Raw genomic sequence first — 12,523 nt, forward strand, 5'->3', positions numbered from 1 at the left:
GTCGATGACGTGTCTTGTCAGGGGGTCTCGGCGGGCGTGTTCGGCGGTGTAGAGGACACTCTCGACGATCTGATCCGGAAGGTTGCTCTGCCGGGAGATGGACTTGCGCGTCCGGTCGACCAACGCCCGCGCGTGGCGTGTGATCAGCTCGATGAGCAGATCGTCACGATCGACAAAGTAGCGGTAGACGTTGGGCCGCGACAGACCGACCTCGGACGCGATGTCGTCCATCGTGGTCTTGCGGATCCCATGGCGATCGATGCAGCGTTCGGCGGCGCCCAGAATGCGCTCGCGTGCATCGTCGGTGCTCATGGGTGCCGTTGGCTGAGTGCGTGATCCTCCAGGCATGAAGCCAATGTTACTAGTTACGTCAGGTGTCCGGTGGAACATGATCGCGCGTCACCTAATCGTTGTCTCCACTTGACAGGTGGTGATCACGCGCACCATACTTACGCCTGACACTTTTCGTTTTGTGTCAGCCTACGCGAGGAGCGCACGGATGGTGACAATCGCTCAGTCCCGACGGATCGCGGTGGTCGGCGGCGGATTGATCGGGTCTGCGTTGGCCGGTCACCTGATTCTGGCCGGCAACAACGTAATCATTGGAGCGCGGCGGCCTGACGCCTTCACTCCGCCCGACTACCAGCGGGACGATATCGACTATCCGGTCCGAACGATCGAGGAAGCGATCGACGGTGCGGAAGTCGCCATCCTGGCGATCCCGAACGCGGCCGTCGCCTCGTTCGCCGAGGTTTATCGCGAGCAGCTGGCCGGCGCGGTAATCATCGATCCTTCCAACCCGTTCCTGTGGCATGACGGGGGCGTGATGACCATCAAGGATCTCGGCGGTAAGACTTCTGGAACGGTGACCGCTGAGTTGTTCCCGAAATCATCAGTGGCCCGCGCTTTCTCGCACCAGCTCGCTGAGACCCTATGGCTGCGGGGTCGCCGAGAGCCCGGGAGGTGGGCCGTTGGATACGCGACCGACGACAACGACACCGCGTGGATCACCGCCGACATCATCACTCAAACCGGCTTCGTGCCCATCCGAGTTGGCGCACTTGAACACTCTGCGCCCATCGATCCCAGTGGAGGGCTGTTCCCCGGCCTGCTGGGGCTCTTCAGTCCACAAGGCATGCAAACGACCCTCGACAAGGGGCCATTCACAAGTGAACTGCCATGTCGCACGTGACACCCGCGCCTCTTGCAACTTCAGACACCGAGTCGGGCCCGCCGACAGCCGCCTGCACGCTACGGAAGCACGCACCAGTCCTGGTTACCGATTACCAAGTTGCATTTGGCACCGCAGCGGCCGCACCAGTCGGCTCGACCCGCCGCCGGTGGCTGGACACAACCCTGATGGGCGGACTCGGCCGCATCCTCACCGCGCTGACGCAGCCCCCGCCGCTCTACCCGCACCGTGAGCTTGCCTATTTCGAGGCGGCGCGGATGTCTCGGGCGATGGACCGACTGTGACGGCGGGGACGCCGGCACCGTGCCTGGCAGGTGAGCGGCGGACCACGTTCGGGCCGAAACCGTTCGTCTCCGACACCGTGCACAGCATCCCGACGGGCCTGAGGTGGGAGCGCAATGACCCGACTTTTCCGACACGCTTGGGTACCGATGGTCGTGGTGGCCGCTGGGGCATTTACTGTTTCGCGGCTTCGCGAAGTGTTCGGCTCATACGTGTCCGTTTCGGATTCCGGCGCCGCTGATTTGATCATCTGCTTCGAGCCCAAACGCGTGATCTGTGAGGTCTACGGCCCGGCGGGCAGGGTGGCTGCCGGAGCTTTGCGGTGCTGGTCACAGCCAGCGAGAGATGCCGGCGACCGGCGTGTTAACGATCGGTTAGCGAAAGGTGTTTAAGTGAAGGCTATTCCAGTTACCGGCGTGGCCGCACGCGTGTGGATACCGCTCGTGCTGGTGGTCGTGTTGGCTGTCTCGGGATTGATCGTTATGCGGCTGCACAAGATCTTTGGCTCCCAGGACCTCAATGCCGGTGCCGGCGCCGGTATCGAGATCGTGCAGTTCAATCCCAAGATTGTGGTCTATGACGTGTACGGCCCGGCAGGGACCAGCGCCAAGATCGACTACTTCGACGCGGACGCCAACACCCACGAAGTCGATGCAGCCCTGCCGTGGTCAACCACGATTTCCACGACGTTACCCGCGGTCAGCGCCAACATCCTGGTGCAAGGCGATGGCGACCAGATCGGCTGTCGTATCACCGTGGATGGGACGGTGCGGGACCAAAAAAGTAGTGATGGGGTTAACGCGCAGACCTTCTGCCTGGTGAAGTCTGCATGACCGAGATGAGCGAGACGCACGCCAAGCGGCCGTTCTTCGCCCACACCATGCGCGTGTTGGCGGTGCCGATCATCCTGGGCTGGATCGCCATCACGGTCGTCGTGAATACGATCGCCCCCTCGTTGGACGTGGTCGGGGAGGCGCATTCGTCGCCGATGACCCCCGAGGATGCGCCGTCCATGATCGCGATGAGGCGTATGGGCCATAACTTCAAGGAATTCGATTCCAACAGCACGGTGATGATCGTGATCGAGGGCCAGCACCCGCTCGGCCCGGACGCGCACCGGTACTACGACAGCATCATTGGCAAGCTAGAGCAGGATCCCCGGCATATTGAGCACATTCAGGACTTCTGGGGGGATCCGCTGACGGCGGCCGGGGCTCAGAGCGCCGACGCGAAGGCCGCCTACGTGATGATCAATCTCGGCGGTAACCAAGGGACGACACAAGCGAACAAATCCGTCGAGGCTGTCCGCAACGCCGTGGAAGCAACGCCTGCCCCACCCGGGGTGAAGGGCTATGTCACCGGCCCTGCCGCGCTCGCGTTTGATCAGCACGTCATCGGCAACGCCAGCCTGAAGAAGATCACGCTGTTTACTCTGGTGGCGATCACATTTATGTTGCTGCTGGTCTACCGGTCCATCGTCACCACGCTGATCCAGCTTTTCCTGACCGGAATCGGGTTGATGTCGTCCCAGGGAGTGGTCGCGGTTCTGGGCAACAACAACATCTTCGGGCTCACCACATTCGTATCGAATATCCTGACTATGCTGGCGATCGCGGCGGCCACGGACTATGGGATCTTCATCTTCGGCCGGTATCGAGAGGCGCGTGGGGCCGGCGAGGATCGTGAAACCGCCTACTACACCACCTTTCGGTCGGTTACTCCGGTGATCGTGGGCTCGGGCCTGACGATTGCCGGGGCGACGTTCTGTCTGAGCTTTGCGCGGCTGCCCTACTTTTCCACCATGGGTGCGCCCGTGGCGATCGGCATGCTCGTTTTGGTCGCGGCCGCGATCACGCTGGGGCCGGCTGTTCTTTTCGTCGGCAGCCGTTTCGGATTGTTCGAAGCCAAGCGCGCGGCGCGCGGTCGGCTGTGGCGCCGGGTGGGTACCGCGGTGGTCCGCTGGCCCGCACCGATCGTCGTCGCCAGTGCCATCGTCGTGCTGATCGGCATGGTCGCCCTGCCCGGATATGTCACGAGCTACAACGATCGCTACTACCAACCCGCCAGTTCCCCGGCCAATCTCGGATACGCCGCCGCCGACCGCCATTTCACGCAGGCCCGGATGAATCCGGACACCCTGATGGTCGAGGCTAACCACGATATGCGTAATCCGGCCGACATGCTGGTTCTGGACAGGGTGGTCAGAAACGTCCTCAACACGGAGGGCATCGCCATGGTCCAGGACATCACCCGGCCGCTGGGAATTCCGATTCAACACAGCTCGATACCGTTCCAGAACAGCATGGGAGGCCAGAGCACCATGCAGCAATACCCATTCCAGCAAACTAGCCTCGCTAATCTGCAGAAGACGGCCGACGCTATGCAATTCATGATCGGCAACCTGCAGAAGATGTACGGCCTTCTGCAGCAGGTCGACGCCACCACTCACGACCTGGCTCAAAACACGAACGACCTCACGGGTATCACCGACGAATTGCGGGATCACATTGCCGATTTCGACGATTTCTATCGGCCGATCAGGTCCTACTTTTACTGGGAGAAGCACTGCTTCGATATTCCAGTTTGCTGGTCGTTGAGGTCGTTATTCGACGCCTTGGACGGCATAGATCAGCTCACCGACAAGCTGCACACTGTCAACCAAGACACGCAAAAACTGGATTTCCTTCTGCCGCAAACGGTCGCGCTGCTACCGCCGATGATCGACACCCTGAAGACCACCCGGGGATTGATGCTGGCGACGTTAAGCACCATGTCGGCAATACAGAACGAAAATGCGGCGAACAATCAGACCGCGATCGTGATGGGGCAAAGTTTCGACACCGCCAAGAACGGTGACCTCTTCTACCTGCCTCCGGAGGCCTTCGACAACCCCGAGTTCCAGCGGGGGCTGAAGATGTTCCTATCGCCGGACGGCAAGTCCGCTCGCGCCTTCATCACCCACCAGGATGATCCGATGACCCCGGAAGGAACCGCGCGTGTCGGCGCGGAGAGAAAAGCCGCCCTGGAAGGGCTGAAAATGTCCTCCCTGTCCGACGCCAAAATTTACCTTGGCGGCACCGCCGCCACCTACGCGGACATGGCCGACGGCGCCAAATACGACCTCATGATCGTGGTGGTGTCCTCGCTCACCCTGATCTTCATGATCATGCTGATCCTCACCCGAGCCCTGGTCGCTGCGGCCGTGATCGTCGGCACCGCGGCCAGTTCCATTGCGGCATCATTCGGGCTCTCGGTGCTCATCTGGCAGGACCTTTTCGGCATGAAAATCGAATGGCTGGTGATGTTGATGTCGGTCATCATCCTGTTGGCGGTCGGATCTGACTACAACCTGCTGCTGGTCTCCCGGATCAGGGACGAGATCCACGCCGGACTCAAGACCGGAATGATCCGGTCCATGGGCGGCACGGGTGGCGTGGTGACCTCTGCGGGCCTGGTGTTCGCCGTCACCATGGCCTCCATGCTCGGAAGCAGTCTGATCATTGTCGCTCAGCTGGGTTCCACCATCGCCATCGGACTGCTGCTCGACACGCTCATCGTCCGCACGCTGCTGATGCCCTCGATCGCCACCCTGCTGGGACGCTGGTTCTGGTGGCCGCAAGTCATCTACCCCCGCGGCGACCGCAAGCCGCCCCGCACTCAGCAGCCGACCGACGGCACGGCCATGACCCAGCCGCTCCGCGTGGGTGCGACGAGTCACCAAGGACCGCAATGAGATTAGCGAAGCTCTCAGTGCCGGCACTGGTCACGGCGGCGGTCGCTGTCGCCGCGCCGGCCCACGCCGACCCGGATGCCGATTTAAACAATCAGCTCCACGGGTATGGCATCTATAGCCCCTCGACTACAACGCGTGGCTGGGCAAGATCACCTGCGAGCGACTGCACAACGGCCCAGACACCACTGCCGACAAGTCCGCCCACTTCACGTTGGTCAACCTGCCACGCGATACCACGCCCGGGCAAAGCTACCAATTCCTGGCGGCCGCAATTGGCACCTACTGCCCCGACCAGGTGCCGATCCTGACCGCGGCCGCGGCACGTCACCAATGATGGTGCAGCCCAATCCGCGACGCCAACCCGCTGCATTGAGAAAGAGAAGATACCCATGAACCCACCCAGGCGCTCGCGAGCGCGTTGGGTTCGGCGCGCCGGGATCGCCGCGCTGTCCGCCACGGTCGCGTTATCGGTGTTGCCCGGCACCGCGGCCGCCGACTCCACCGACGATTACCCGATCCCCCACCGGATGATCGTCACCACCTGCACCGCCGAGCAGATCCTCGCCGCCGCACGCGATTTCACGCCGATCTCCTATGAACGCTACATGGTCGACGAGCACGACAAATCGCCCCAGGTTCAACACGCCGCCATCGACAGTGCGCGCGACTTCTATTCGCTCAACCCTGCCGATCGCAGAGCCTACTCCGAACAAATGGTCACCAACTTTGCCGATCCCATGACGGCCGCATGGCCCAACTGGGCGAAGATCTTCTTCAACAACAAGGGCGTTACCGCCAAAGAAACCGACCACTGCGCCGACTACCCACCCGATGACCAATCCGTATGGGACTGGTCAACCGCCCGATGACGAACCGAAAACCACTCCCCTGCAATTACTTTAGTCGTACCGGCGCGTGCTGACGTCGATACCCGCTACGCCAATCAGCCCCACACGTAATACATCTCCGAGCGCCGCAAAGGAGACGCACATGCACCCGTCCATGCGGGAGTACGACCTTGTCGTTATCGGTTCAGGTCCCGGCGGGCAGAAGGCCGCCATCGCCGCAGCCAAATTGGGCAAAACGGTGGCGGTCATCGAACGCGACGGGATGCTGGGCGGCGTGTGCACCAACACCGGCACCATCCCGTCAAAGACGCTGCGCGAGGCGGTGCTCTACCTGACTGGCATCACCCAGCGCGAACTCTACGGCGCGAGTTACCGAGTCAAAGAACAAATCACCCCCGCCGACCTGTTCGCCCGCACCCAGCACGTCATTGGCAAGGAGCAGGAAGTGGTGCGCTCGCAGCTGATCCGCAACCGCATCTGGCTCTACACCGGCCACGGCCGCTTTATCGACGAGCACACCGTGCTGGTCGAGGACCAGCACCGTCGCGAACGGGTCGCCGTCAGCGGGCGCTACATCGTCATCTCGACCGGTACCAAGCCGGCGCGACCACCGGGCGTCGAGTTCGACGAACAGCGGGTGCTGGACTCCGACGGGATTCTCAACCTGAAGTTCGTTCCGGCATCCATGGTGGTCGTCGGCGCGGGCGTTATTGGAATCGAGTATGCGTCGATGTTCGCCGCTCTCGGCACCAGGGTGACCGTCGTCGAAAAACGCCACTGCATGCTGAATTTCTGTGATCCCGAGATCGTTGAGGCCCTTCAGTTTCACATGCGCGAGCTGGCGGTCACGTTCCGGTTCGGCGAGGAGGTGACCGCCGTCGACGTCGGCACCTCCGGCACTGTCACCACCCTGGCCAGCGGCAAGCAGATCCCCGCCGAGGCGGTGATGTACTCAGCTGGTCGGCAGGGCCAGACCGACCATCTGGACCTGGCCAACGCCGGGGTGGAAACCGACAGCCGCGGAAGGGTTTTCGTCGACGGCGAGTTCCGTACCAAGGTCGACCACATCTATGCCGTCGGCGATGTGATCGGGTTCCCGGCGCTGGCTGCTACGTCGATGGAACAAGGTCGGCTCGCCGCCTACCACGCCTTCGGCGAGCCGACGACCGGGATGATCGAGTTGCAGCCGATCGGCATCTACACGATCCCGGAGGTGTCCTACGTCGGCGCCACCGAAGTCGAACTCACCAACGCCTCGATCGCCTACGAGGTCGGCGTGTCCCGCTACCGGGAACTGGCCCGCGGCCAGATCTCGGGCGCCTCCCACGGCATGCTCAAACTGCTGGTGTCCCCCTACGACCTGAAGCTGCTGGGTGTGCACATCGTCGGCACCAATGCCACCGAACTCGTGCACATCGGACAGGCGGTGATGGGGAGTGGCGGCACGCTCGAGTATCTGGCGGATGCAGTATTCAATTACCCGACGTTCGCCGAGGCCTACAAGGTCGCCGCGTTGGACGTGATGAACAAGATGCGCACGCTCAGCCGGTTCCGCGCCTGATGCCGATTCGGCGCGCATCGAAATATGGAGGTTGAGAACTGCCGATCGAAATCACAGGACCACCTGAGACGCCCATTACGGCCCGCCAGACGCATTGCAGCGGAACAGCGTTCAGACGCAGGACCAGGCTTCTGTCACCACGGTCCTTATCACCGAGGCAGAGGTGGCCTCGGCGCTGCGACGGCGACGGGTGTGCGCCGGGAGGAACATCGGTGGGTTGCACTACTGAGCCGGGTCCTCGTGGGCGCGCCGAAGGAATCACCGCCCCCGCGGTGTCCTTGCCTACCCTGCGTGGCGTATCTGGAACACCGCGAATGGCACGCGGGATGGAGCGACCGCGAGTGGGAATCGCGCCGGGCGAACACGCCAGCGCTTGAGTACAGCGGCTTATGCGCCCGGATCCCCCAGCTAAGGTAGTGCAGAGGTGAACACCAACGCCCTATTCGTGTCTGAGGTCAATCGCTTTCGCAGCGCCACGATTCACAGAAATCCGCCGCGTTTTCGCGGCACGTCGGCGTCGGTCACGAGGGTTGCTCATCGAAGACGAACACGACTTTGCCCTCCCGACCCGTGTCGCCCTGGGCGAAGCTCAGGGCGTCTTTCCAGTCCTCCAGCCGCATAGTGCGGTCCACGCGTGCGCTAAGCGTGCCGTCGGCGACCAGCGCCACCAGATCGCGATAGGCGCCGTGCACCAGCGCGGTGTCGGTGCGGCGCAGCCAGTTGACCAGCCAGAATCCGGTCCAGGTCACCTGGCGGCCGATCAGATCGAGTATGTCGGCTGAGGCGGTCTGCCCCGATAGAAACGCATAAGACACCGATGTCCCGCCGAAGCGTAGATGGTGAACGAGTCGCCGCGCTGCGGCGCCGCCGACGGCGTCGACGACGTCGAGCTCGGTGTCACCCAGCGCTTCGGCCAGATTGAATTCGAGATTATCATCGTCGATGACGACCCCATCCCCGCCCCAGCTGCGCACCTGCGCGGCTGCGGCCTCGCGCCGGACCACGCTGATGGTTTTCCAACCGAACCGCCGCGCCAATTTGATCAGATACTCCCCGACCGCCGAGTTGCCCGCCGTCTGGCCGATCCAGCGGTCGGGCACCTCCGGATTGCCGTAGTCACGCAGCATCCGCAGCACGGTCATCGGGTTGATCCCAACCATCGCCAGCTGAACGGTGTCGATATCATCGGGTACGACGACGATATCCGTGGTGTCGGCGATCAGATGGGTGGCCCAGGTGCCGTGGCGGTAAGTCGGCAGCAGTAGCACTCGCGAACCGAGCAGTGACTCGTTCTCGCCGGGGCCGACGGCCACGACCCGACCGACGCCTTCGGCGCCGACGTCGGATGGGGGCTGCGGGTTAATGAAGTACTGACCGCTGACGTAGAGGAAGTCCGAGGCATTGATGGTGGCGGCCTGCACCTCGACGAGCACTTGGCCGGGACCTGGGGCGGGTGCCTGGAACTCGACGAGTGCCAGGACATCGGCGGGTTCGCCGATGGCAGTGATCTGGAGTTTGCGCATGGCGGGTCCTTCGACATGCGTTGGGATCAATCCTGTTTGATGACGTGCAGCGTGCTCAGGGGCCCGCCGAGTTGCATCAATTTACCGCCGTCGCGCAGGGGGCCCACGTATACCGGCGCGAAGCCCAGTCCGCTGATCAGCTGTTCGAAATCCGCACAGGCAGTGTTGTCGTCGCCGGCGTAGAACACGACCTGGCGGCCGTCGTCGTGGCGCGGGTCGGCCCCTAGGTAGCTGGCGTACATCGCGTTGAACGCCTTGATGACCGTCGCACCCGGGAGGTGGCGGGCGACCCATTCGCTGCCGGTTTCGTCGCCGAGGTCGGCATAGCCGCGGTAAACCGGTGCATATTCGGCGAATTGGTTGGTCGCGTCAACCACGATCCGCCCGCTCCAATCCGGAACGATATCGGCAAGTTCAGATACCCGCAGGAACGGCAGGGCCAAAATCACGACGTTAGCTCTGGCCGCTTGCTCGACAGTAACGGCTTGGGCTGGATCACCGAGTCCAGCAACCAGTTCGGTCAGGCTGTCCGGGCCCCGGCTGTTGCTGATGAGCACCGGTACCCTTGCGGCCACCAGGTGGTGCGCCAGCGCCTGGGTGAGCGGCCCCGCGCCGATGAACCCGACGTTAGTAAACATGGTCATGCCTCTCTTGGTTGCAGCACTGCATGTTTCATGCTTTGACGACGACGGTGCCGACCTTGCCGGGCTGCGTGACGTCGCGCACGGCGTCGGCGATTCGGTCCAGTGGATAAACGGCTGCGACGTCAAAGTGCTGCGGCAGGCCCGTGGTGATCGTGACCGCGCTGGCTACATCGGAGGCGCGTTGCTCGGGTGAAAGGGCGGTGAGCCACCGGTTGATCGTGAGCCCGCGGATGGCGAGCGCCGAGTGCAGGACCGTGGCGGCATGCAATGGAATCGGTTCTTGGGTCAGGTCGCCGTAGATGATCAGGGTGCCACCGGGGGACAGCGCATGCAGCAGGTCGCCCGCCGTGGCGCCGCCGACAGGGTCGAGGGCGACCGATATCGGTCGGCCGGCAGCGGCCGTGCGCACCTGTTCGCCCCAGCCCCGGTCGGAGGTGGAAACCACCGGCACCGTGGGGAAGCGGTCCCGAAGCTGTTGGGCGCGTTGCTCACTGCGCACGATGCTGATCGTGGCGATCTGGTGATCTTCGGCGATGGCGGTGAACAGTCGGCCCACCGACGAAGCCGCGGCGTTGTTAAGCACCACCGCGTCGAATCCGACACCGAAGTGCTGCTGCGCGGCGCGGCGCAGCATCAGCGCGGTGATGGGGTTGCACAACATCTGGGCGGCAACCTCGTCCGGCACCGGGTCGGGCACGGGGACCGCGATCGCGGCGTCGACATTGGCGACTTGGCGCCACGCGCCTTGGTGGGGGAAGAAGCTGACCCGGGTACCTGGGCCGAAGCCGGTAACCCCGGCGCCGACTTCGGTGACCACTCCGGTGGCTTCGATTCCGGCGATCAGCTCACGGCCTGGTGTCTGCGAAGCAGATATGGCCATCAGGTCGCCGGGGTGGATCGGGAACGCGCTCACCCGTACCTGCAGTTGACCGCGCTCCGGCGGACGAGGTTCTCCGACATCGGTGACCTCGAGTATTTCTGTCGGGTCGCCTGAGCGGCGGTAGGTAATCGCCAGGCTCATGAGGTGGGCTCCTTGTGTTGGGCGCCAGGATCAGCCGCTGGGCGCGGGTCGTTGCCGCACAACGCCGTATGCTTTCGGCCCCGGCCGCTGACCGTAGTCAGACCTCACCTTAACGCATTATGGAATGATTAGTCAATAATTGCGTGAGCACTCACTACGCAGACCGATCCGCTCCGCTCTACGCGCCGGGCAGCAACGCGATGGCCTGTTCGGCTGCGCTGGTGATCGTGGCGCTCGACGCTTCGCCCTTGCGCAGCGCCTCCATGCCTCGCAGTAACGCCAGCACGAGCGCCGCCAAATCGCGTGAATCCACCGCAGCATCGAGGTGGCCTTCACGCTGGGCGGCTGCGATGGTCTCGGCGAGCTCGGTTTGGTACGTATCAAGGAAGCGCCTGACGCGGCGGGCTACCGCCTTGTCGGTGGCCGCGAGTTCGGCGGCACTCTTAGCCGTCAGGCAGCCGCGCCGCTTTGAATCTGTGGCGTTGGCTCGCGCCATGCTGCGGATGTGGCCAACCAACCGATCGTAGGCGGACTCGGCCGAGTCCCGAAGCTCGGCACGCACGGCGGCCATCGTCATTACGGAGTATTCGTCAAGAGCCCGCATGAATATGGTGTGCTTATCGCCGAAAGCGCCATAGAGACTTCCCCGCCCCAGGCCGGTCACCGCGACGAGGTCATCGAGCGATGTTCCGGCATATCCATGGGCCCAAAACTGATCGCGGGCTGCCTCGATAACTTGATCCTCAACGAATTTGCGCGGTCGAGCCATAGCGCCATGATAACAAGTTCTTAACTATTCATTCAAAAACTGGCTCGCGGCCGCTGTATAGGTTTTCGATGCGACGTTCTGCCTCCTCAGCTGCCGGCGATCCAGGCCGCTTCCTCGCCGCGCTCGGGTAGGACGCGCCCGCCTTCGATGGCGAAACTGGCCGGACTGCTCTGAAAAACCACGAGCACCCGCTCGGAGGGGACGCCCGTCACCCGGGTCACGGTGGCGGCGATTTCGGTGGCAAGGCGAGTGGTCTCGGCTTTCGGGTGGCCCTCGCGTATCCAGCCGCTGACGAGCACCGGACTGGCGGGGACGCCGTCGGTGTAGACGCTCTCGGGCGGCAGTTCGTGAAACACCACGTTGACGTAGGTGCTAGGCACGTGATTGATCGCCGAGTGGATGGTGCCGATCTCTCCCGCGAGCGCCTGCTTGGTCTGAGCGGACAACGTCCGACGTGTGGGACGGCATTGTCGCCAAGTACGGTCTTCGTCGGCTGAGCTTGCGCCAACTGGTCGGTCACGGTGACCAGCACGCGGACTTCGCGTTCGCCTACGGCGCACCCGAAGGGCCCCGGGCATTTGTGAGCACCATCAAACTGCGCCAGGCCGGGTTCACCGAAACGATCGACACCGAGCACGCATTCCGCACCGCGCTGCAGTCGCTCATCGACCACAAGTTCCTGCCACCGCCAGCGAGTTAACCCGCCTCCGTCCGCCACCGGAACGCTTTCCATCGCCAGTACGTGGGCTTGCGTTCACTTCGCGAACGTCAATTGCGTGCCTGGTGTGCAAACACCGCTGCCAGACTCCGGTTCGCAGGGAGGGGGCCGACGAGAAACGAGATGCCCGAGGCAAATCGGATGCTGCCTGCCGCGAGCGCAAAACGGTCGATCGCCATGGCCCGCAGCCTACGACGAATCGTCCTATTCTGGTATCGCGTCCCCCTAGCAT

Annotated in this window: 14 protein-coding genes and 1 pseudogene; 8 read left to right on the top strand and 7 right to left on the bottom strand. The window is 63.3% G+C overall.

Going from position 1 to position 12,523, the window contains the following annotated elements; translation table 11 throughout:
- The coding region (locus JWP83_RS27750) for a TetR/AcrR family transcriptional regulator (RefSeq protein WP_297738019.1) at positions 1 to 312 on the bottom strand (312 nt) is incomplete at its 3' end.
- Between the two features lie 187 nt (positions 313 to 499).
- Between JWP83_RS27750 and JWP83_RS27755 the strand changes: the two genes are divergently transcribed.
- The 7 genes and pseudogenes from JWP83_RS27755 (at position 500) to sthA (ending at position 7,616) form a co-directional block, all read left to right on the top strand.
- On the top strand, positions 500 to 1,192 hold the full coding sequence (locus JWP83_RS27755) for an NAD(P)-binding domain-containing protein (RefSeq protein WP_297738022.1): 693 nt from the start codon (positions 500 to 502) through the stop codon (positions 1,190 to 1,192).
- Positions 1,193 to 1,590: 398 nt separating this feature from the next.
- Entirely contained in the window at positions 1,591 to 1,866 is a 276-nt protein-coding gene (locus tag JWP83_RS31380; protein ID WP_367185682.1) for an MmpS family transport accessory protein, read from the top strand.
- Entirely contained in the window at positions 1,867 to 2,307 is a 441-nt protein-coding gene (locus JWP83_RS27760) for an MmpS family transport accessory protein (protein ID WP_297738024.1), read from the top strand.
- A complete protein-coding gene (locus JWP83_RS27765) occupies positions 2,304 to 5,207 on the top strand; it encodes an RND family transporter (protein WP_297738027.1) in 2,904 nt (967 codons plus the stop codon). The genes JWP83_RS27760 and JWP83_RS27765 overlap by 4 nt, the downstream gene beginning before the upstream one ends.
- A pseudogene (locus JWP83_RS27770) lies at positions 5,204 to 5,541 on the top strand (DUF732 domain-containing protein). The gene JWP83_RS27765 and the pseudogene JWP83_RS27770 overlap by 4 nt, the downstream one beginning before the upstream one ends.
- A 55-nt stretch (positions 5,542 to 5,596) precedes the next feature.
- Complete coding sequence (locus JWP83_RS27775) at positions 5,597 to 6,076, top strand: DUF5078 domain-containing protein (protein WP_297738030.1); 480 nt, start codon at positions 5,597 to 5,599, stop codon at positions 6,074 to 6,076.
- A gap of 133 nt (positions 6,077 to 6,209) precedes the next feature.
- Complete coding sequence (gene sthA, locus JWP83_RS27780; protein WP_297738151.1) at positions 6,210 to 7,616, top strand: Si-specific NAD(P)(+) transhydrogenase; 1,407 nt, start codon at positions 6,210 to 6,212, stop codon at positions 7,614 to 7,616.
- A 521-nt stretch (positions 7,617 to 8,137) separates the two neighbouring features.
- Here the strand turns inward: sthA and JWP83_RS27785 are convergent.
- The 5 genes from JWP83_RS27785 to JWP83_RS27805 all read right to left on the bottom strand — a co-directional run bounded on the left by JWP83_RS27785 (position 8,138) and on the right by JWP83_RS27805 (position 12,019).
- The gene (locus tag JWP83_RS27785; protein WP_297738033.1) at positions 8,138 to 9,139 is read right to left on the bottom strand and encodes a zinc-dependent alcohol dehydrogenase family protein; all 1,002 of its coding nucleotides are present in this window, start codon (positions 9,137 to 9,139) and stop codon (positions 8,138 to 8,140) included.
- A 26-nt stretch (positions 9,140 to 9,165) separates the two neighbouring features.
- On the bottom strand, positions 9,166 to 9,783 hold the full coding sequence (locus JWP83_RS27790) for an NAD(P)-binding domain-containing protein (protein WP_297738036.1): 618 nt from the start codon (positions 9,781 to 9,783) through the stop codon (positions 9,166 to 9,168).
- A gap of 28 nt (positions 9,784 to 9,811) precedes the next feature.
- Entirely contained in the window at positions 9,812 to 10,804 is a 993-nt protein-coding gene (locus JWP83_RS27795; protein ID WP_297738039.1) for a zinc-binding dehydrogenase, read from the bottom strand.
- A gap of 178 nt (positions 10,805 to 10,982) precedes the next feature.
- Positions 10,983 to 11,573: a TetR/AcrR family transcriptional regulator gene (locus JWP83_RS27800; RefSeq protein WP_297738041.1), complete on the bottom strand. Its 591-nt coding sequence runs from the start codon at positions 11,571 to 11,573 to the stop codon at positions 10,983 to 10,985.
- Between the two features lie 86 nt (positions 11,574 to 11,659).
- Positions 11,660 to 12,019: a tautomerase family protein gene (locus JWP83_RS27805; protein ID WP_297738043.1), complete on the bottom strand. Its 360-nt coding sequence runs from the start codon at positions 12,017 to 12,019 to the stop codon at positions 11,660 to 11,662.
- Between the two features lie 8 nt (positions 12,020 to 12,027).
- Between JWP83_RS27805 and JWP83_RS27810 the strand changes: the two genes are divergently transcribed.
- Positions 12,028 to 12,273, top strand: a complete 246-nt coding sequence (locus JWP83_RS27810) for a hypothetical protein (RefSeq protein WP_297738045.1) — start codon at positions 12,028 to 12,030, stop codon at positions 12,271 to 12,273.
- A 68-nt stretch (positions 12,274 to 12,341) separates the two neighbouring features.
- Here the strand turns inward: JWP83_RS27810 and JWP83_RS27815 are convergent, their stop codons facing one another.
- Complete coding sequence (locus JWP83_RS27815) at positions 12,342 to 12,470, bottom strand: hypothetical protein (RefSeq protein WP_297738166.1); 129 nt, start codon at positions 12,468 to 12,470, stop codon at positions 12,342 to 12,344.
- Positions 12,471 to 12,523 lie beyond the last annotated feature (53 nt).

The sequence above is a fragment of the Mycobacterium sp. genome (assembly GCF_025965855.1).
Taxonomy (GTDB): domain Bacteria; phylum Actinomycetota; class Actinomycetes; order Mycobacteriales; family Mycobacteriaceae; genus Mycobacterium.

Coding starts and splice junctions, on each gene's coding strand:
- JWP83_RS27765 (WP_297738027.1), top strand. CDS start 2,304: ATGACCGAGATGAGCGAGACGCACGCCAAGCGGCCGTTCTTCGCCCAC.
- JWP83_RS31380 (WP_367185682.1), top strand. CDS start 1,591: ATGACCCGACTTTTCCGACACGCTTGGGTACCGATGGTCGTGGTGGCC.
- sthA (WP_297738151.1), top strand. CDS start 6,210: ATGCGGGAGTACGACCTTGTCGTTATCGGTTCAGGTCCCGGCGGGCAG.
- JWP83_RS27790 (WP_297738036.1), bottom strand. CDS start 9,783: ATGACCATGTTTACTAACGTCGGGTTCATCGGCGCGGGGCCGCTCACC.
- JWP83_RS27815 (WP_297738166.1), bottom strand. CDS start 12,470: ATGGCGATCGACCGTTTTGCGCTCGCGGCAGGCAGCATCCGATTTGCC.
- JWP83_RS27785 (WP_297738033.1), bottom strand. CDS start 9,139: ATGCGCAAACTCCAGATCACTGCCATCGGCGAACCCGCCGATGTCCTG.
- JWP83_RS27795 (WP_297738039.1), bottom strand. CDS start 10,804: ATGAGCCTGGCGATTACCTACCGCCGCTCAGGCGACCCGACAGAAATA.
- JWP83_RS27775 (WP_297738030.1), top strand. CDS start 5,597: ATGAACCCACCCAGGCGCTCGCGAGCGCGTTGGGTTCGGCGCGCCGGG.
- JWP83_RS27800 (WP_297738041.1), bottom strand. CDS start 11,573: ATGGCTCGACCGCGCAAATTCGTTGAGGATCAAGTTATCGAGGCAGCC.
- JWP83_RS27755 (WP_297738022.1), top strand. CDS start 500: ATGGTGACAATCGCTCAGTCCCGACGGATCGCGGTGGTCGGCGGCGGA.